At 65.8% G+C, this 16,985-nt stretch carries 23 protein-coding genes and 1 tRNA gene; 14 read left to right on the forward strand and 10 right to left on the reverse strand.

Annotated elements, in window-relative coordinates; all coding sequences use genetic code 11:
- Positions 1–130 precede the first annotated feature (130 nt).
- The 3 genes from EOHIBHHM_RS05920 (at position 131) to hjc (ending at position 3,187) form a co-directional block, all read left to right on the forward strand.
- Positions 131–1,180, forward strand: coding sequence for a hypothetical protein (locus tag EOHIBHHM_RS05920; protein WP_497255544.1), 1,050 nt, complete (start codon positions 131–133; stop codon positions 1,178–1,180).
- A gap of 125 nt (positions 1,181–1,305) precedes the next feature.
- On the forward strand, positions 1,306–2,592 hold the full coding sequence (locus tag EOHIBHHM_RS05925; protein WP_497255546.1) for an adenosylhomocysteinase: 1,287 nt from the start codon (positions 1,306–1,308) through the stop codon (positions 2,590–2,592).
- 73 nt (positions 2,593–2,665) lie between these two features.
- Positions 2,666–3,187, forward strand: a complete 522-nt coding sequence (gene hjc, locus EOHIBHHM_RS05930) for a Holliday junction resolvase Hjc (RefSeq protein ID WP_089822554.1) — start codon at positions 2,666–2,668, stop codon at positions 3,185–3,187.
- Positions 3,188–3,224: 37 nt separating this feature from the next.
- Here the strand turns inward: hjc and EOHIBHHM_RS05935 are convergent, their stop codons facing one another.
- Positions 3,225–3,920 carry an SWIM zinc finger family protein gene (locus tag EOHIBHHM_RS05935; protein WP_497255548.1) on the reverse strand — a complete coding sequence of 232 codons (696 nt, stop codon included), beginning with the start codon at positions 3,918–3,920 and terminating at the stop codon, positions 3,225–3,227.
- Positions 3,921–4,081: 161 nt separating this feature from the next.
- Here EOHIBHHM_RS05935 and EOHIBHHM_RS05940 point away from each other — a divergent pair, with 161 nt between their 5' ends.
- On the forward strand, positions 4,082–4,276 hold the full coding sequence (locus EOHIBHHM_RS05940) for a DUF7472 family protein (RefSeq protein WP_497255550.1): 195 nt from the start codon (positions 4,082–4,084) through the stop codon (positions 4,274–4,276).
- Between the two features lie 3 nt (positions 4,277–4,279).
- Here EOHIBHHM_RS05940 and EOHIBHHM_RS05945 read toward each other — a convergent pair whose 3' ends face one another.
- On the reverse strand, positions 4,280–5,374 hold the full coding sequence (locus EOHIBHHM_RS05945; protein ID WP_497255552.1) for a DNA primase: 1,095 nt from the start codon (positions 5,372–5,374) through the stop codon (positions 4,280–4,282).
- Between the two features lie 153 nt (positions 5,375–5,527).
- On the opposite strand from EOHIBHHM_RS05945, the gene EOHIBHHM_RS05950 reads away from it, so the two are divergent.
- Positions 5,528–6,520, forward strand: a complete 993-nt coding sequence (locus EOHIBHHM_RS05950) for a tyrosine--tRNA ligase (RefSeq protein WP_497255554.1) — start codon at positions 5,528–5,530, stop codon at positions 6,518–6,520.
- 49 nt (positions 6,521–6,569) lie between these two features.
- On the opposite strand, the gene EOHIBHHM_RS05955 is transcribed toward EOHIBHHM_RS05950, so the two are convergent.
- The 3 genes from EOHIBHHM_RS05955 to EOHIBHHM_RS05965 form a co-directional block, all read right to left on the reverse strand.
- Positions 6,570–7,073: a hypothetical protein gene (locus EOHIBHHM_RS05955; RefSeq protein ID WP_497255556.1), complete on the reverse strand. Its 504-nt coding sequence runs from the start codon at positions 7,071–7,073 to the stop codon at positions 6,570–6,572.
- Positions 7,074–7,123: 50 nt separating this feature from the next.
- Complete coding sequence (locus EOHIBHHM_RS05960) at positions 7,124–7,303, reverse strand: DUF7470 family protein (RefSeq protein WP_497255558.1); 180 nt, start codon at positions 7,301–7,303, stop codon at positions 7,124–7,126.
- A gap of 99 nt (positions 7,304–7,402) precedes the next feature.
- Positions 7,403–7,609: a DUF8141 family membrane protein gene (locus tag EOHIBHHM_RS05965; protein ID WP_497255560.1), complete on the reverse strand. Its 207-nt coding sequence runs from the start codon at positions 7,607–7,609 to the stop codon at positions 7,403–7,405.
- A 158-nt stretch (positions 7,610–7,767) separates the two neighbouring features.
- On the opposite strand from EOHIBHHM_RS05965, the gene EOHIBHHM_RS05970 reads away from it, so the two are divergent.
- A complete protein-coding gene (locus tag EOHIBHHM_RS05970; RefSeq protein WP_497255562.1) occupies positions 7,768–8,607 on the forward strand; it encodes an ABC transporter permease subunit in 840 nt (279 codons plus the stop codon).
- 63 nt (positions 8,608–8,670) lie between these two features.
- Positions 8,671–8,955: a translation initiation factor eIF-1A gene (gene eif1A, locus EOHIBHHM_RS05975; protein WP_497255564.1), complete on the forward strand. Its 285-nt coding sequence runs from the start codon at positions 8,671–8,673 to the stop codon at positions 8,953–8,955.
- A gap of 48 nt (positions 8,956–9,003) precedes the next feature.
- Here eif1A and EOHIBHHM_RS05980 read toward each other — a convergent pair whose 3' ends face one another.
- Entirely contained in the window at positions 9,004–9,165 is a 162-nt protein-coding gene (locus tag EOHIBHHM_RS05980) for a hypothetical protein (RefSeq protein ID WP_497255565.1), read from the reverse strand.
- 142 nt (positions 9,166–9,307) lie between these two features.
- On the opposite strand from EOHIBHHM_RS05980, the gene rio1 reads away from it, so the two are divergent.
- The 7 genes from rio1 (at position 9,308) to EOHIBHHM_RS06015 (ending at position 15,306) form a co-directional block, all read left to right on the forward strand.
- Positions 9,308–10,165, forward strand: coding sequence for a serine/threonine-protein kinase Rio1 (rio1, locus tag EOHIBHHM_RS05985; RefSeq protein WP_497255567.1), 858 nt, complete (start codon positions 9,308–9,310; stop codon positions 10,163–10,165).
- Positions 10,166–10,253: 88 nt separating this feature from the next.
- Entirely contained in the window at positions 10,254–10,541 is a 288-nt protein-coding gene (locus tag EOHIBHHM_RS05990) for a hypothetical protein (RefSeq protein ID WP_497255569.1), read from the forward strand.
- Positions 10,542–10,558: 17 nt separating this feature from the next.
- Positions 10,559–10,726, forward strand: coding sequence for a hypothetical protein (locus EOHIBHHM_RS05995; RefSeq protein WP_497255571.1), 168 nt, complete (start codon positions 10,559–10,561; stop codon positions 10,724–10,726).
- Positions 10,727–10,804: 78 nt separating this feature from the next.
- On the forward strand, positions 10,805–11,953 hold the full coding sequence (locus tag EOHIBHHM_RS06000; RefSeq protein ID WP_497255573.1) for a tryptophan--tRNA ligase: 1,149 nt from the start codon (positions 10,805–10,807) through the stop codon (positions 11,951–11,953).
- 108 nt (positions 11,954–12,061) lie between these two features.
- Positions 12,062–12,616, forward strand: a complete 555-nt coding sequence (locus EOHIBHHM_RS06005) for a KH domain-containing protein (RefSeq protein ID WP_089822583.1) — start codon at positions 12,062–12,064, stop codon at positions 12,614–12,616.
- Positions 12,617–12,838: 222 nt separating this feature from the next.
- Complete coding sequence (gene thsA, locus EOHIBHHM_RS06010; RefSeq protein ID WP_497256925.1) at positions 12,839–14,500, forward strand: thermosome subunit alpha; 1,662 nt, start codon at positions 12,839–12,841, stop codon at positions 14,498–14,500.
- A 206-nt stretch (positions 14,501–14,706) separates the two neighbouring features.
- Positions 14,707–15,306: an FxLYD domain-containing protein gene (locus EOHIBHHM_RS06015; RefSeq protein WP_497255575.1), complete on the forward strand. Its 600-nt coding sequence runs from the start codon at positions 14,707–14,709 to the stop codon at positions 15,304–15,306.
- A 68-nt stretch (positions 15,307–15,374) separates the two neighbouring features.
- Here EOHIBHHM_RS06015 and EOHIBHHM_RS06020 read toward each other — a convergent pair whose 3' ends face one another.
- The 4 genes from EOHIBHHM_RS06020 to EOHIBHHM_RS06035 form a co-directional block, all read right to left on the reverse strand.
- Positions 15,375–15,518, reverse strand: a complete 144-nt coding sequence (locus EOHIBHHM_RS06020; RefSeq protein ID WP_497255577.1) for a hypothetical protein — start codon at positions 15,516–15,518, stop codon at positions 15,375–15,377.
- A 57-nt stretch (positions 15,519–15,575) separates the two neighbouring features.
- The gene (locus EOHIBHHM_RS06025) at positions 15,576–16,163 is read right to left on the reverse strand and encodes a GNAT family N-acetyltransferase (protein WP_497255579.1); all 588 of its coding nucleotides are present in this window, start codon (positions 16,161–16,163) and stop codon (positions 15,576–15,578) included.
- Positions 16,164–16,480: 317 nt separating this feature from the next.
- Positions 16,481–16,555 (reverse strand) — tRNA-Arg (locus EOHIBHHM_RS06030).
- 47 nt (positions 16,556–16,602) lie between these two features.
- On the reverse strand, positions 16,603–16,980 hold the full coding sequence (locus tag EOHIBHHM_RS06035; protein ID WP_497255581.1) for a YccF domain-containing protein: 378 nt from the start codon (positions 16,978–16,980) through the stop codon (positions 16,603–16,605).
- Between the last annotated feature and the right edge of the window lie 5 nt (positions 16,981–16,985).

The following is a 16,985-nucleotide window of genomic DNA, read 5'->3' on the forward strand; positions in this document are numbered from 1 at the left end:
CAATCAGTAAACTACGCTTTCGAAGAAGTTTCTAAACGCTGATGAACGATGTGAGCCGTTCGTTGAACGGAACGAACCAGGTGAACGACGAACCCAGTTTATATCACTCATCGTTCATGGACAGGTCGCAATGAACACCGAGAACCAGATCACAGCGATCGCGGCTGCGGTGCTGCTCGTCTTCGCGGGCATCGCCGGCGCCGCGGGCACAGTCGCGGCACAGTCGACGGGGAACGTCGCCGTCGGCGTCGAACAGGCGGGGAACACCGGCGAAGCCGTCGTCACCGTCACCGAAGACGGGACGGCCGTCGAGGGCGCGACGGTCGCCGTCGCCGCGACAGACGAGGAGACGTACGCGGGCAGCGGCGAGTACGAGACGGACGCGAACGGAACCGTCACGCTCCCCGTCCCCGAGGAGACAGTCGAACTGACCGTGGCCGCCGCGACGGAGACCGGATCGGCCGAGACCACGGTCGAACTGCTCGCACTCGGGGATTCCCTCGACGTGAACGCCGACCAGAACTCCGACAGGACGGCGACCGTCACGGTGACGCAGTACGGCGACCCCGTCTCGGGCGCCGCGGTCGAGGTGACGAGCGAGGGGACGTACGCCGGCACCGGCTCCTACCGAACCGGGACGGACGGGACCGTCTCGCTCCCGGCGCCGGCCGAGTCGACGACGGTGACCGTCACCGCGACGAGCGGTGATCTCACCGACGAGACGACGGCGAAGCTCACCGAACAGACGTTCGCGAACTTCGGCCAGCGCGTCTCCTTCTTCGTCCACGGGCTCCTCGACGGGACGGACAGCGAGGGCGGGATCGGTCAGTACGTCTCGGAGTTCGTGAAGAAGCACAACCCGAGCAACGACAAGAAGCCGGACCACGCTGGCGGCCCGGACAAGGCGAACAAAGGCAAACCCGAGCAGGCGGGTGGACCAGACAAGGCGAACAAAGGCAAACCCGAACAGGCTGGCGGCCCAGACAAGAGAGACAACGGAAAGCCCGAGCACGCAGGGGGTCCGGACAAGTCGAACGAGGACAAGTCGGGTGACGTGGGACAGGACGAGACGCGAGACGAGGAGACCGCAGCGTCGGAAGAGACCGACACGCGCGAGAACGGTCCCGACGGAGACGGACACCCGAGTAACGGGAACGGAAACGGAAACGGCAAGAGGTAGCTCGTCGGTTCGTTGACGAACGACTCGAACCCCTCGTCGAGCACGGGGACAGCGAGCGGACACGTCGTTTCAGACGTCGTTCCGCCTTCGGTATCGTTTTCACCGCCCTGACCCCATCCAGACGTATGAGCGAGACGTATCCCCCGATCAGCGAGCATCTCGACGACGTCGAAAGTGCTCGCGAAGAGGGTCGCCGCAAGATGGACTGGGCGCTCCAGCATATGCCGATCCTGCAGGCACTTCGCGAGGAGTTCGAAGCGGAGAAACCGCTCGACGGCCAGCGTATCGCGATGGCGATGCACGTCGAGGCGAAGACCGCGAACCTCGTCGAACTGCTCGCGCTCGGCGGTGCAGAGGTGGCGATCACCGGCTGTAACCCGCTGTCGACGCACGACGACGTGAGCGCCGCGCTCGACGCCCACGACAACATCACCTCCTACGCCGTCCGCGGCGTCGACGACGACGGCTACTACGAGGCGCTGCGGGCGACGCTCGACTTCGACCCGACGGTCACCGTCGACGACGGGATGGACCTCGTCTACCTCGTCCACGAGGAGTACCCCGACCTCGTCGACACGCTCCTCGGCGGGGCCGAGGAGACGACGACCGGCGTTCACCGCCTGCGAGCGATGGACGAGGACGGCGAACTGCAGTACCCGGTCTTCGCCGTCAACGACACGCCGATGAAACGGCTGTTCGACAACGTCCACGGCACCGGCGAGTCTTCTCTCGCCACGATCGCCATGACGACGAACCTCTCGTGGGCCGGCAAGAACGTCGTCGTCGGCGGCTACGGCTACTGCGGAAAGGGCGTCGCCAAGAAGGCCGCCGGCCAGAACGCGAACGTCATCGTCACCGAGGTCGACTCCCGGCGCGCGCTCGAAGCCCACATGGAGGGGTACGACGTGATGCCGATGGCCGAAGCGGCGGAGGTCGGCGACGTCTTCATCACGACGACGGGCAACCGCGACGTCGTCACCCGCGAACACTTCGAGCAGATGCAGGACGGCGTTCTCCTCGCCAACGCGGGGCACTTCGACGTCGAGATCAACCTCGACGAACTCGACGACCTCGCGGTCGACCGGTACGAGGCCCGCGACGGTGTCGAGGCCTACGAGATGGCCGACGGCCGTCGTCTCAACGTCCTCGCCGAGGGGCGACTCGTCAACCTCGCCGCACCGCTCGCACTCGGTCACCCGGTCGAGGTGATGGACCAGTCGTTCGGCGTGCAGGCCGTCTGCGTCCGCGAGCTCGTCGAGAACGACGAGGAGTACGACGCCGGCGTCCACGACGTGCCGGACGACCTGGACCGCGAAGTCGCCGAGATCAAGCTGGAGGCAGAGGGCATCGAGTTCGACTCGCTGAGCGAGGAGCAGCGCGAGTACATGGGCTCGTGGGCCCACGGGACCTGAACCGAGTGACTCGACGCGGGCGTCGACCGACGTAGGTCGTCCGACTTAAGCCCGCCCACCTGCCAGTCCGAGTATGGCCGCCAACAGGAAAGGTGACAGGCGGGAACGCGAACTCGTCAACAGACTCGACGAGGCCGGGTTCGCCGTGATGCGCGCGCCGGCCAGCGGCGGCGCGACGACGCGCGAACTCCCCGACGTGCTCGCCGGCAACGGCGACACCTTCTACGCCGTCGAAGCGAAGTCGAGTTCGGGCAACCCCATCTATCTCACCGGCGAGGAGGTCGAAGCGCTCGTCTACTTCTCGAAGAACTTCGGGGCGAAACCCCGCATCGGCGTCCGGTTCGACCGCGAGGACTGGTACTTCTTCCACCCGGCGGATCTCTACACGACCGACGGCGGCAACTACCGAGTCAAGAAGGAGACCGCGCTGGCCGACGGCGTCGACTTCGACGAGTTCGTCGGCACGTCGAAGAAGACGACGCTCGCCGACCACGCCGAACCGGACGACGGTCCCTCGAAGGGCGTCCGCGACGTGCTCAACGCGGTGAAGGAGGGCGTCGTCTCGGTCGACGAGGCGGCCGAGATGCTCGAGTGAGTTCCGGCCGTCTCGCGTCCGACTGGTCCGACTCGAGTTACACTGGCGCGGCGTCCGTCGTCGGCGCGGCGGCCACGCGTGGGTGGCTCCGTCCGAGTCGCTGGAGGCGCGAGGCGGGGAAGCCGTAGCGTTTCACGCCGCCGAAGTCGACCACGCCGTCGACGGCGCGGAGCGACTCGACGTAGGCGGCCTCGACGACCGGTTCGTGACCGCCGTAGTGGACGTTGGTCTCGTAGTCGGCGACGGTGCGCCCCTCCTCAGTCTCGTACTCGTCGGCCCGTTCGGTCGTGAGCGCCGTCACGACGAGCACGCTGCCGGTCTCGCGGTCGCGGGCGAACTCCCCCGGCGTGAAGCGGTGGGTCTCACACAGCTGTGGCCCCCGTTCGGCGAGGGGAACGAACGTCCGGACGCCGCAGACCGCACAGACGGCGCTTCGCTTGCCGGGCGGCGGGACGCGGCCCTCGTTGACTTCGATGGCGACGCGACGGAGATGTTTGCAGCGTGCGCCGCGGATCGCGTGGTCGGGGCAGGTACAGGAACGGTCGTCCAAGTCGACGACGTAGGTACCGTGGTCGGTCTCGACGACGTAGCGGTCGTCTCGAAGCGGTCGGACGACCATCGGTTCGGTCCGTGCGCGGAGCGCCCGCCCGGTGAAGCCGTCGGCTGGCAGAGTCGTCGGTGCGTTCGCAGGGGTCGATCGCGGTGACGCTGGTGTGTGTTCTGGATGCGTCATGGGTATCACGAGGCTGTCGCCTCGTCGTCGACAGAGTTAGGGGCCGTAGACACCTAAACCTTCGGCTGAGGCGCAGAAATCGCTGAATTCGTGGTTTTCCGGGGACTCGAGAGGGGAGTGTTTCCGAAGTCCTTTTACTACGTCCGCGGAAACGGCCGGGCATGGCTATCGAAGGGGAGACGCTCAAGGAAATCATCGTCTCCGTCGTCGCAGTCGGCTTCTTCATCGCACTCATCGTCGCAATCGGTGGGGTCTACGGCCCCAGTCTCACCGGGACCGGTGGTCTCGCGCTCATCGGTGCGATCGTGTTGTTCGTCGTCGCGATGGCCGTCGTCGGTTTCTTCCTCTCGCGGTAGGTCTCACGCCTCGCGTTCGCGCCAGTCGCGGACCTCGTCGGCCTCGTCGAGCGCCTTCTCGTAGTAGCTCATCGGGTGGGCGATAGTCTCACACCGCTCGTCCATGTTCACGCAGTCACCGTAGGCCTGCATCGTCGCACAGGTGGGTGCGGCGAACTGCGTCCCGGTGTCGTCGCGGAGATACTCCGTCTGGTAGCGGACCGTCTCCTCGTCGAGAGCGGTGTCGCGGTAGAAGCGGACGATCTCGTCGGTGTCCATCCCGATTCCGGTGAGGAAGGCGGTGAGCGCGAACGTCGAGTGGGCGTCGAGTTCGTTGTCGCGGCGGACCCGGTCGAGCAGGTGCGACATACACGGCGGGAAGCGGTCGGGCGCGACGGTGTCGATGTCGCGGACGTCGCGGTGGTCGGCGAGCAGGTCTCTGAGCGTCCCGACCTCCTCGGCCAGCGACTCGGCGAGGGCGTCGCCGCCGGCGGTGCCGCGGACCTGAAACGGCAACCCGTCGGCGACCCGGCGTTCGACCGCTTCGCGCAGGAGTCTCGAGAGGTCCACGCGTTCGACGCGGACGGTGCCGTCGACGACCTCGCAGTTGACGAGTCGCCACCGCTCGCCCCAGTCGGGGTCGACGAGCGCGAGATACGACCCGAGCGCGACGCGGAACCAGTCGGGGTCGCGACCGCGCTCGGTCGGTTCCGCCCGGACGTCGTCGACCAGGTCGAACTCCCGGAGCACGTCGTCCAGCGAGAGACGCCGCCGACTGGTGCTCTTGAGCCCGTCGTCGGCCGTCTCGAAGTCGGCGGCGAAGCGGTCGGCGGCGGTGGCGGCCTCGGCGGCGGCGTACTTCCGCACGGCCGCCGGAGCGTCGACGAGCGAGACGAGGATGCGGGCGATCGGGTAGGAGAGCAGTTCGTCCTGGACGCTCCACTCGCGGGGGGTCTCGGACGCCGTCGTCCCCGAGAGCAGCGCCCGCTCGACCCGTTCTCGTCCGCGAGCGACGGCCGGCGCGTCCTCGGCGACGAGCGTCGGCAGCGCGACGCCGGACGCCTCGACCGCCTCACGCGCACCTTCGAAGAACGGGTACCGAGCGTGGAGCGGATTCATCGCTCTCAGATTTCGAAGCCCGACCGATAAACACGACGATATGCGAGGGTCGTGCCACGAGCGAACGAGACGGAGCGGGAGACGTCGACCGAGCCGCCGAACCGTTCGCACACATCCAGAAGTCATATCCCGCCCCCCGAGTTTCACACGAGTATGGACGCCTACGAACGGATCACCCGGAACGCCTCCGAGGTGGTCACCGAGGACGAGGTCCGCGCGCTAGCCGAAGCACCCGACGGAAAGCGGGCGTACGTGGGCTACGAACCCTCGGGCGTCCTCCACATCGGTCACATGCTGACGGCGACGAAACTCATCGAACTGCAGGAGGCCGGTCTCGACGTGACCGTCCTCCTCGCAGACGTCCACGCCTACCTCAACGACAAGGGGAGCTTCGAGGAGATCCGCGAGACGGCCGAGCGGATGAAGGCGCAGTTCCTCGCGTACGGTCTCGACGAGGAGCAGACCGAGTTCGTCCTCGGGTCGGAGTTCCAGTTCGACCGCCAGTACGTGCTGGACCTCCACGCACTGGAGCTCAACACGACGCTGTCGCGGGCCGAGCGAGCGATGGCCGAGATCAAGAGCGGCGAGTCGGCGAAGGTGTCACAGGCGGTCTACCCGCTGATGCAGGCGCTCGACATCGTCTACCTCGACGTCGATCTCGCCATCGGCGGGATGGAACAGCGGAAGGTCCACATGCTCGCCCGCGACGTCCTCCCGGCCATCGACGAGGAGTCGCCGACCTGTCTGCACACGCCGCTCATCGCCGACCTCTCGACGGGCGTCGGCAAGATGTCCTCGTCGACGGGGACGACCATCTCGATGGAGGACTCCACGGAGGACATCGAAGAGAAGGTCAACGCGGCGTTCTGCCCGCCGACGGCCCACCCCGACCCCGACGACGACGGTAACGACCGCGAGAACCCCGTCCTGCAGATCTTCGAGTACCACGTCTTCCCACGGTTCCAGCAGGTCGTCGTCGAACGGCCCGAGGAGTACGGTGGCGACTTGACCTACGACGACTACGAGTCGCTCGAGGCGGATCTCGAATCCGGCGAACTCCACCCGATGGACGCCAAGACCGCGCTGGCGTCGTACCTCGACGAACTCATCGCACCGGGTCGCGAGAAGATTCAGACGCAGCAGTAGTCGACACGGCTTTTTTGGCAGACAGAGCGGAGAAACACCGAGACTGCAGTCACTCGACGAACAGTCGAACGTCGACGGCGTCGCCGTGGTTCCGGTAGAGGTCGTCGGGGACGGCGTCGAACCACTCGACGTCAAGCTCCTCCCACGGGCCGAAGCTCGGGTCGGCACCGAGCGGTTCGCCCTCGACGGGTTCCATGCGGAGCACGACGTCGTAGCTCGTCGCTTCCCGGTCGTCGGCGTTCGTCGAGTGCGTCACTCTCGTGACGCGTTCCACCCGGTCGACCGCCATCTCGGCGTCGGTGAGCGTCTCGCCGAGGCGTCGCCCGGCGGCCAGCCAGTCCTCGTCGTCGGCCACCGGTCCGTACGGGAGTCGCCATCCGTCAGGACTGTTCATCAGGAGAACCGCGCCGGCGTGGTTGGTGACGCCGACGGCGACCAGTCCGCCGATGGCCGCGAAGTAGTCGAACCCCGCTCGGTCGTCGACGGTTCGTTCCTCGCTGAACGCGACGTCCGACCGCGTTCGGAGCGCGTCCGGGTCGGAAAGCGAGTCCATGGTTCACCTCTCGTCGCCGCCCTTCTTGTCGTTTGGGTGGAACGGCCGACTCAGGCCATCCCGAACATCGACAGCACGTTGCCGACGAGCCCCTTCGCGACGAGACCGAGACCCACGAGCGAGAGCGTGATGCCGGCGGCGACGACAGGTGCGCGAACCGCGACGACGGCGATACCGACGACCAGGAGGACGACGCCGAAGAGACCGGTCGTTCCGAGTTTGTCGAGCATAGCAGGGGAGTTTCGAGCGTCGAGAGTAAACCTGTCGCTTTCGGGAGGGATGCGCTCGTGACCGGAACAGTTCGTCTCGACAGCAGGTCGACGCTGCGCTCACCTAGACTGCTGCATCACGTGCCACGACATCGGGAAACTCGCGGCGACGAGACCGTACACGCCGCCCATCAGCGGATCGACGCCCAGCGACGGCGCGAGCAGGTAGCCGGAGGCGAAGCCGATCGGGTCGAGGACGAGTGCGAGAACGAGTAGCTGAACCGAGAACGACTTCGAGTCGAACCAGCGGGAGAGACTACGTACCATGGAGGGACACCGGCGCTTCTCGCCACCCTTATTTAAAATCACGGCCGACGGTCGCGGTCGAGAGGCGGTGAACCGGCGGAACACTGCTCGGATGTCCGATTCGAGCGACGGTATCCTGCCCACACAAGAGCTAAGGGCCGACCGGTCGATTTGCTGTCATGAGTCTGTCCGCCGTCGTCAGGAAGGACTTCGAGGACTCGATCCGGTCGTACACGCTAGTCTCGCTCGTCCTCCTGTTCACCCTCTTCGCGGCCGGACTCGCCGCGATACAATGGATTCCCCTCCCGTACCAGGATAGTCCCGTCGACGAGAGCACGTTGGCACTGTTGAACAGCATGCGACAGCCGACGGTGTTTCTGATACCGGTCATCAGTCTCGTCGTCGCCTACGACACGGTCGCCGGCGAGCGCGAGAGCGGGAGCCTCCGTCTCCTGATCGGACTGCCGAACTCCCGTGCCGACGTCGTGTTCGGCAAGTTCGTCGGACGGACCGGAGTCGTCGTCGTCGCCGTGTTGGTCGGCTACGCCGCGGCTGGGGTCGTCGCATTGCTCACCTACGAGTCGTTCGACGTCGAGGTGTTCGTGCTCTACACGCTGTTGACGGCGTTCTACGGTGCCGTCTACACCGCCCTCGCGACCGGGTTCTCCGCGGGGCTTCGGTCCCGTACGAGAGCGTTCGTCGGCGCGAGTGCGCTGTACTCGCTCTTCATCTTGGGGTGGGACGTCGTGCTGTTAGTGCTCCAGTTGGCGATCTACGGACAGGACATCCCGGACGGAGGGCTCCCGGACTGGTTCAACTTCGTCGGGATGCTCAACCCCTCGACGGCGTTCATGCACACCGCGCGGGCGGTCATCCCCGAGTATCGGGAGATCACGTTCTACCCCGAGTCGACCGCGTTCTACGCCCAGGAGTGGGTCGGCTTCGTCATCCTCGCCGCGTGGGGCGTCGTTCCGCTGGTGCTCGGCTACCGCCGGTTCGCTCGCGCGGACGTCGAGTAGTTCCGCGAACCGGAGCGAGACGCGGCAACAACACATAACTGTCCGGAGCCGTGACGTTCGAGTATGAGCGAGTCTGGACAGCGACGCGACCTCCGAATGCCGGACGACGACGAGGTGTTTGCAGTCGTAACGAACATGCTCGGCGCGAACCGCGTCGAAGTGCGCTGTGCGGACGGCACCGAGCGAACCGCCCGCATCCCCGGTCGGATGCAGAAACGAGTGTGGATCCGCGAAGACGACGTCGTGCTCGTCGAACCGTGGGACTGGCAGGACGAGAAGGCCGACATCAGTTGGCGCTACGAGAAGTCCGAGGCCGACCAGCTCCGCGAGGAAGGCCACATCCACTGACGACCGACGACGCAGTCGGTTCTCCCGAACGTCCGGCCCGAACAGTCGTTACCGTTCGCGGACGTTCGGGTCGTTACAGACCGGACACCGGAGCTCTTTCGGGTCCGCCGCTCCGTCCGGAACGAACGTCTCCATACAGGCGTTGCACTGGTACAGGGTTCGTTTCTCGCCGCCGCCGAACAGCCCGCGCGCTCTGTCGATGACACCCATAGTTTGACACTTCGGGCGAAACTGCGCGGTGAGAGAGCATAAACCGAGACGACAGTTTCTCACCGTTGTGGACTGTTTCGGCTGTCGACCCGAACAGGACATCTGTACCCCTTTTCAGGCCGGGGGCCGTATCACAGAGTAGATGACAGGGGAGTTCGAGTTGATCGAACCGGAGGAGGCCGAGGGGTTCGGCGACGAGTGGGAGGAGATCGACGTCTCCGACACCGACGCCGACCGGATCGCGCGGAAGCGCGACAGAGAGTTCAGCGAGTTCAGAAAGCGCATCAAGGACGCCGACCAGTTCAAGGTCGAACAGTCGGTGTTCGACGACGCGACGTTCGCCGCCCTCTACAAACTCGTCCAGGACGGCCACATCGAGGCGTTCGGCGGTCCCATCTCCACGGGGAAGGAGGCGAACGTCTACGAGGCGCTCGGCCGCGAGGGGACGGACGTCGCCGTGAAGATCTACCGCATCAACGCCTCGAACTTCCGGCAGATGCGGAGCTACCTCGAAGGCGACCCCCGGTTCCAGGGCATCGGCAACGACAAGGGGAAGATCGTCCTCGCGTGGGTCCGCAAGGAGTTCGCCAACCTGGAACGTGCCCGGAAGGCCGGCGTGCGCGTCCCCGAACCGATCGCGGTCGAGCGCAACGTGCTCGTGATGGAACTCGCCGGACTGGTCGAAGAGCGCGCGCGTCGACTCTCGGAGGTGAACGTCGAGAACCCCGAGACGGCCTACGAGGTCGTCCGCGAGTACATGCGACGGCTCTACAGCGCCGGGCTCATCCACGGCGACCTCAGCGAGTACAACCTCATCATCCACGAAGGCGAACTGTTCGTCATCGACCTCGGGCAGGCCGTGACGATTCACCACCCGAACGCTGACGAGTTCCTCCGGCGCGACTGTACGAACGTCGCGAGTTTCTTCACCCGACAGGGAATCGACGTCGACGACGACGACCTCTACGAGTACGTCACCGACGTCGAACCGGACAAGTGAGCGGCCGGGTGCGCCCGGTGTCACGGGTCGTCGGTGGGACGCAGCGCTAGCCAGAGCGTTTAGATACGTGTACGATGATAACACGGATATGACAGTCGAGGTGAAAGTGTCCGAGTTCGACTACGGAGAGAGCGACGACGGAACTCTGCTGGTCACCGCGACAGTAGAGAACGGGAGTGACGAACCGACCACGGTGACGCTCATCGCGAACGTGACGGCGGGAAAGGGCGAGAAGAAACAGGAGTTAGACCAGTCCGAACGACTCGAGATCGACGACGGCGCGAGTGCGGACGCGTCGTTCGTCTTCGACGTCCCGTACACGCGCTTCGAGCGCAACGGGAGTCTCGACTTGGAGGTCCACTCCGAGCGACAGTAGTCGAAGAGTCACACTAGGTGAAACGACGGGACGACGAGCGCGACGGACCGGCGGCGGAACCGTTTTCTGACGTGGCCGACTACGGACGGTCGATGCAGTCCGCTCTCGACTGTCACCTCTGCTGGCGCTGGTGGCCGCACGCCTCGAGAGCGGACAGTCTCGCGGTCGTCGCCGCCGTGGCGTAACCCGGCGTCCCCGGTCGCGGGTGCTCACTTCGTTCTCCTCACGCACCGACCTTCGAGCACCAGCGACATCCACACCACATGCACGAGTTCACCGTCACGCCGTACGCCGTCGAGGGCGACGTCGACTACGACCGTCTCCTCGAACAGTTCGGCGCGGACGAACTGACCGACGAACAGATCGCCGACTTCCCCCAGCCAGCCCACCGCCTCGTCCGTCGTGGCGTCTTCTACGCCGGACGCGACGTCGACCGCTTCACCGCAGCGGCCGACCGGGGCGACACCGTCTCCATCGTCACCGGTATCGGCCCCTCCGGGCCGATGCATCTCGGCCACGCCTACCACTTCTACCACGCGAAGTACCTCCAAGAGCAGACCGGCGCGTACGTCTACGTCCCGCTCTCCGACGACGAGAAGCGGTTCTCGAAGGACCGCTCGTTCGACGAGGTTCACGAACACGCCCGCGAGAACGTCCGCGACCTCGTCGCCGTCGGCTTCGACCCGGAGCGAACGAGAATCGTCGTCGACACCGCCGACGCCGACGTGATCTACCCGCTGGCCGCCGAGTTCGCGTCGGAGCTGACGCCCGCGACCGTCGAGGCCGTCTACGGCCCGCCGCCGAACGTCGGTCTCGGCTTCTACCCGGCGGTACAGGCGACGCATCTCCTCTTACCCCAACTCGTCCACGGCCCCCACCCGACGCTCGTCCCGATCGCCGTCGACCAGGACCCCCACGTCCGCGTCTGCCGTGATCTGGCGGCGAAACGGCGGTACGACGTCGAGAGACCCGCGGCGTTGCTGTCGAAGTTCCTACCGCAGTTGGGCGGGAGCGGCGGGAAGATGTCCAGCAGCGACGACGCGCCGAGCATCCTGCTCACCGACGACCGGGAGACAGTTCGACAGAAGGTGCTGGACCACGCCTACTCCGGCGGTCGCAGCGACGTCGAGGAGCACCGAAGACACGGCGGCGATCCGTCGGTCGACGTGGCGTACCAGCTGCTCTACTACTTCTTCGAGGAGGACGACGCCGAACTGGAGCGACTGGCCGCCGACTACCGCTCCGGCGGCCTCCTCTCGGGGGAGTTGAAACTGCACGCCGCCGACCGCATCGCCGACTTCCTCGAAGCACACCAGCGGCGACGACCCGACGGGCCGATCTCCGACGTCGTCGACCCGTACCGGCTGACCGACGAGGAGCGCGAGCGACTCGGTTCGGGAGTGTTCGGCTGACGGAACGGGAGGGTCGACGACCTCCGAGACGGCGTCTCCGTGTGTCGGTTCTCCGCACGGAGCGACGACGAACAAACTCTTAAACGGCTCGAACGGGTAGCAGCGTTCATGCAACACGTGAAGGTTCCGCAGGACCGCATCGGTGTCGTCATCGGTGACGGCGGCGAGACCATGCGGGAGATCGAGAGTCGGGCCGAGGTTCGGCTCGACATCGACTCCGAGAGCGGGTCGGTCGCCATCGACTCGGTCGGAGACCCCGTCACGGGACTCGCCGCTCCGGACATCGTCCGGGCCATCGGTCGCGGCTTCAAACCGGAAGTCGCCCTCTCGCTGCTCGACAACGACATGCGGATGTTCGACCTCATCGACATCGGCGAGGCGACGCGAAACAAGAACGACATGAAGCGCCAGAAGGGCCGGCTCATCGGCGAGAACGGCCGGACCCGGGAACTGATGGAGGAGCTCTCCGGTGCCCACGTCGTCATCTACGGGTCGACGCTCGGCATCATCGGCCAACCCGAGGAGGTCGAGACGGTTCGCCGCGCGGTCGGGATGATCCTCGACGGTGCGCCCCACGGAGCAGTCTACTCCTTCCTCGAACGGAAGCACAACGAACTCACTCGCGGCGCACAGCTCTCCGGCCCCTCGGACGAGCAGTTGTAAACCCGACGCCGACCGAGTTCGACGCTCCGCTTCGGCTCTCACACGACCAGCGACGGTCGTCGTCGACGACGATATCCGTTTATACCACCCCTTTGGGAGACCGTGGCACGGAGAGGCATGTCACTCACGTCTTGCGTTTTCTCGAGCCTCGGACCGAAGGTTTTTTATAGAACCACAGACAATCCCTGCGTGAATATGGCTCAGCGAATGGGTAATCAGCCGATGATTGTACTCTCGGAGGAGAGTCAGCGCACCTCCGGGAAGGACGCACAGTCGATGAACATCACAGCTGGGAAGGCCGTCGCCGAGTCCGTTCGGACGACGCTCGGCCCGAAAGGGATGGACAAGATGCTCGTCGACTCGTCGGGCGGCGTCGTCGTCACGAACGACGGCGTGACCATCCTCAAGGAGATGGACATCGACCACCCGGCGGCGAACATGATCGTCGAAGTCTCCGAGACGCAGGAGGACGAGGTCGGCGACGGCACGACGACGGCCGTCGTCATCGCCGGTGAACTCCTCGACCAGGCCGAGGAGCTCATCGACTCGGACATCCACCCGACGACCCTCGCCCAGGGGTACCGCCAGGCCTCCGAGAAGGCGAAGGAACTCCTCGAGTCGAAGGCGATCGACGTGACGGAGGAGGACCGCGAGACCCTCGTCAAGATCGCCGCGACGGCGATGACCGGCAAGGGTGCGGAGTCCTCGAAGGATCTGCTCGCCGAACTCGTCGTCGACGCCGTGCTGGCCGTCGCCGACGACGACGGAGTCGACATCGAGAACGTCTCCGTCGAGAAGCTCGTCGGTGGCTCCATCGACAACTCCGAGCTCGTCGAGGGTGCGGTCATCGACAAGGAGCGCGTCGACGAGAACATGCCCTACATGGTCGAGGACGCCGACGTGGCCGTCTTCGACGGGGCGCTCGAAGTGAAGGAGACCGAGATCGACACCGAGGTCAACGTCACGGACCCCGACCAGCTCCAGCAGTTCCTCGACCAGGAGGAAGAGCAGCTGAAGGAGATGGTCGACAAGCTCGTCGACGTCGGCGCCGACGTCGTCTTCGTCGGCGACGGCATCGACGACATGGCCCAGCACTACCTCGCGAAGGAGGGCATCCTCGCCGTCCGTCGCGTCAAGAACAGCGACCTCAAGCGCATCGCCCGCTCGACGGGCGCACGCGTCGTCTCCAGCGTCGACGACATCGAGGCCGACGACCTCGGCTTCGCCGGGTCGGTCGCCCAGAAGGACGTCGGCGGCGACGAGCGCATCTTCGTCGAAGACGTCGAGGACGCGAAGGCCGTCAGCCTGTTCCTCCGCGGTGGCACCCAGCACGTCGTCGACGAACTCGAGCGCGCCATCGACGACTCGCTCGGCGTGGTCCGGACGACGCTGCAGGACGGGAAGGTTCTCCCCGGCGGCGGGGCACCCGAGACGGAGCTCGCCCTCGAACTCCGTGACTTCGCCGACTCCGTCGGCGGCCGCGAGCAGCTCGCCATCGAGGCGTTCGCCGACGCGCTGGAAGTCATCCCGCGCACGCTCGCCGAGAACGCCGGGCTCGACCCCATCGACTCGCTGGTCGACCTCCGCTCGCGTCACGACGCCGGCGAGTTCGGTGCCGGTCTGGACGCCTACACCGGCGACGTCATCGACATGGAAGAAGAGGGTGTCGTCGAACCCCTCCGCGTGAAGACGCAGGCCATCGAGTCCGCCACCGAGGCGGCCGTCATGATCCTCCGCATCGACGACGTCATCGCCGCTGGCGACCTCTCCGGTGGCCAGATCGACCCCGACGACGGCGACGACGACATGCCGCCGGGCGGCGGTGGCATGGGCGGCGGCATGGGCGGTATGGGCGGCATGGGCGGTATGGGCGGCGCGATGTGAAGCAGGCGCTGAGCCACTAACGCCCACTCCAGTCCGTTCCCGTATCGACTACCGACCGTCGGCCCGCGCGTTCCACGCGTTCACCGATCCGACTTTCTTTCGGCAAATCTCGCTCCCGAGAGCGACGGCGTCGCCGAGACGGCCGCGTCGTCGACGGCCACAACTCATTCCCGTCGCCCGCGAGGAACTGACGATGGGTTGTCACAATGGCAGACAAGCGACGGACGTTTCTCAAGAGCGCAGGCGCGACGATGCTCGGCGTGTCGATCGCCGGCTGTACCGGGAACGGTTCCGACGGGAGCGACGGAACCGCCGAGGCGACCACTACGACCGAGTCGACAGAGACGACCGACGGAGAGACGACCACGACCGAGTCGACAGAGACGTCCGACGGCGCGAACGCGTCGTCGACCGCAGAGAGCGGCGACGTCGAGGGGACGGTGGGATCCGAGTCGAACGCCGACCTCGAGATTACGGAACACACGTTCTTCCAGGAGGGGTCGACCGAGGGCGTCCGCGGGACGGTGACGAACGTCAGCGAGACGACGTTCTCGCTCGTCGTCGTCCACGTCAACCCCGAGAGCGAGGACGGCGACACGCTCGGGCGGTTCGAAACCGACAGCAGCGAGTCGACCGACACGCTCGAACCGGACGCGACGTGGGAGTTCGAGGTCGTCTTCGACGGCGACCTCGAGTTCACCCAGTACACCATCTGGGCGACGGGACAGACGGAGGGCAACACGTCGACCGGCGAGAACGCTTCGACCACGGGGAACGCCTCGACTACAGACGACTCGTCGGCCTGACGGCTCCGTCGGCGTCCGAACTTCTTTTCGACAAAAAACGAGCGACGACCGCGACGCGTCGGTTCGGGTTACAGGAACCAGAGGACGAGGCCGATGATCAACAGGAGCAGTCCGAGCCCCGAGGTAGCCGGCTCGGGGAAGATGAGCAGGATCGCTCCGATGATGATGAGCAGGCTAGCGCCACCCGTCGTTGGTGCGGATCGTCGTGCCATACCACCACGTTCGACGGAGAGGATGAAATGTGCTGTGGCCGACCGGGACACGTTCCGTCACGACCGAACCGAAGCGGACGAGGACTCCGGGACCGTCAGTGGCGTCAACGGGAGCCACATCTCGAAGTCGAGCGGCTGGCGAGCAGTGACGGTGAAGCCGGCCTTCCGGAACACGGCGAGTGCAGCGTCGTTGTCCCGAGCGACGTAGAGGACGAGTGCGTCGAGTCCCACAGCGGCGGCCTGTCGGCAGACGTGACGCGTCAGTTCAGTCCCCACACCGCGACCCTGAGCGCGGCCGTGGACGTAGATGAAGAACTCGGCGTCGTCACTCTCCCGTAGGACGAACCCCGCGTGAGCCACGACGTCGCCGCCGAGCCACGCGACGAACGTCGTCCCGCGCTCGTGAAGTCGTCCGACCCACGCACGAATCTCCCGCTCGCTGACTGGCGGGAGCCCCATCGACCGATCTTCCGGCGCGTAGTCGCGATACATCGAGACGAGCGGTTCGACGTCGTCGTCCGTCAGAGAGACGATCGACACCTGCTGTCCAGTCTCGTCGACCCCCCGTGAACAGTTCGACGGCGAGAGCACGGTGCGAGGTCGGGTATCGTCGTCCCAGGGAGGACGCGCAGTCGAGGCGCTCATGAGTCATCACCGTCTATATACTGGTGGTCGAGTCACAAAGCCGTGCGCCAGCGTATAGACTGGCTTTTTGTACTGGTTGGCGACCAGACGCCGTACGAGTCGAGCAGGGCCGATTGAGCGGGACTGAGCGAGCACGAGGGGAGTCCCGCGAGCGAACGCAGTGGGCGAGTGGGACTCCATCGTGCGAAGCCGAGTGAAACGAGGCTGAACGAGCACGATGGGATTCGAACCGCGGTCACTCCGCTTCGCTTCGTTCCCTGTTTCAACACCCACGAGGCTCGATACCGGTCGCTCACTGTCGTTCGCGACGCGGAATACGAGCACGATGGGATTTGAACCCACGACCGTCGGATTAGAAGTCCGACGCTCTATCCAGACTGAGCTACGTGCCCTCGTACACAGCCACACGCGGTGGCCTAAAAAGCGATGTGGGTTTCGGCTACCCGTCGAAGCGGTACAGCGACGTCACGTACGGCAGGCGGTTGAACATCCAGTAGGCGACCGGCAGTCCGACGATCGTCACCGCGAGGAACGCCGCCACGTTCGCCCACAGCCAACTGAACCACCAGCCGACGAGCACGAAGTAGACGCCGCGGACGAGAAGCGAGTGCTGGCCGCGAGTCGCCTCGGGGGCGACGCTCGACCGCGGTTCCTTCAGCGACAACACCGTCGGGACGAGGTTGGTGAGCTTGATCCCGACCGGGATGAGCACGATCGTCGCGTTGAGGAACCACGCGACGTTGACGACGGCGGGCGTCGCCCACCAGCCGACGACGACGAACCACAGCGCACGGATTACCAACGAGCGTTCGGCCATGCGTA

The sequence above is a fragment of the Halogranum roseipondis genome, assembly GCF_059695585.1.

Excerpts from the sequence above, each read along its gene's own strand:
- eif1A (WP_497255564.1), top strand. The coding sequence starts at position 8,671 with ATGAGCGAGTCTGGACAGCGACGCGACCTCCGAATGCCGGACGACGAC.
- EOHIBHHM_RS05970 (WP_497255562.1), top strand. The coding sequence starts at position 7,768 with ATGAGTCTGTCCGCCGTCGTCAGGAAGGACTTCGAGGACTCGATCCGG.
- EOHIBHHM_RS05935 (WP_497255548.1), bottom strand. The coding sequence starts at position 3,920 with ATGACGCATCCAGAACACACACCAGCGTCACCGCGATCGACCCCTGCG.
- EOHIBHHM_RS06000 (WP_497255573.1), top strand. The coding sequence starts at position 10,805 with ATGCACGAGTTCACCGTCACGCCGTACGCCGTCGAGGGCGACGTCGAC.
- EOHIBHHM_RS06025 (WP_497255579.1), bottom strand. The coding sequence starts at position 16,163 with ATGAGCGCCTCGACTGCGCGTCCTCCCTGGGACGACGATACCCGACCT.
- EOHIBHHM_RS06005 (WP_089822583.1), top strand. The coding sequence starts at position 12,062 with ATGCAACACGTGAAGGTTCCGCAGGACCGCATCGGTGTCGTCATCGGT.
- EOHIBHHM_RS05940 (WP_497255550.1), top strand. The coding sequence starts at position 4,082 with ATGGCTATCGAAGGGGAGACGCTCAAGGAAATCATCGTCTCCGTCGTC.
- EOHIBHHM_RS05950 (WP_497255554.1), top strand. The coding sequence starts at position 5,528 with ATGGACGCCTACGAACGGATCACCCGGAACGCCTCCGAGGTGGTCACC.
- EOHIBHHM_RS05925 (WP_497255546.1), top strand. The coding sequence starts at position 1,306 with ATGAGCGAGACGTATCCCCCGATCAGCGAGCATCTCGACGACGTCGAA.
- EOHIBHHM_RS05980 (WP_497255565.1), bottom strand. The coding sequence starts at position 9,165 with ATGGGTGTCATCGACAGAGCGCGCGGGCTGTTCGGCGGCGGCGAGAAA.
- EOHIBHHM_RS05945 (WP_497255552.1), bottom strand. The coding sequence starts at position 5,374 with ATGAATCCGCTCCACGCTCGGTACCCGTTCTTCGAAGGTGCGCGTGAG.
- EOHIBHHM_RS05965 (WP_497255560.1), bottom strand. The coding sequence starts at position 7,609 with ATGGTACGTAGTCTCTCCCGCTGGTTCGACTCGAAGTCGTTCTCGGTT.
- EOHIBHHM_RS06035 (WP_497255581.1), bottom strand. The coding sequence starts at position 16,980 with ATGGCCGAACGCTCGTTGGTAATCCGTGCGCTGTGGTTCGTCGTCGTC.
- thsA (WP_497256925.1), top strand. The coding sequence starts at position 12,839 with ATGATTGTACTCTCGGAGGAGAGTCAGCGCACCTCCGGGAAGGACGCA.
- rio1 (WP_497255567.1), top strand. The coding sequence starts at position 9,308 with ATGACAGGGGAGTTCGAGTTGATCGAACCGGAGGAGGCCGAGGGGTTC.
- hjc (WP_089822554.1), top strand. The coding sequence starts at position 2,666 with ATGGCCGCCAACAGGAAAGGTGACAGGCGGGAACGCGAACTCGTCAAC.
- EOHIBHHM_RS06015 (WP_497255575.1), top strand. The coding sequence starts at position 14,707 with ATGGCAGACAAGCGACGGACGTTTCTCAAGAGCGCAGGCGCGACGATG.
- EOHIBHHM_RS05920 (WP_497255544.1), top strand. The coding sequence starts at position 131 with ATGAACACCGAGAACCAGATCACAGCGATCGCGGCTGCGGTGCTGCTC.
- EOHIBHHM_RS06020 (WP_497255577.1), bottom strand. The coding sequence starts at position 15,518 with ATGGCACGACGATCCGCACCAACGACGGGTGGCGCTAGCCTGCTCATC.
- EOHIBHHM_RS05990 (WP_497255569.1), top strand. The coding sequence starts at position 10,254 with ATGACAGTCGAGGTGAAAGTGTCCGAGTTCGACTACGGAGAGAGCGAC.
- EOHIBHHM_RS05960 (WP_497255558.1), bottom strand. The coding sequence starts at position 7,303 with ATGCTCGACAAACTCGGAACGACCGGTCTCTTCGGCGTCGTCCTCCTG.
- EOHIBHHM_RS05955 (WP_497255556.1), bottom strand. The coding sequence starts at position 7,073 with ATGGACTCGCTTTCCGACCCGGACGCGCTCCGAACGCGGTCGGACGTC.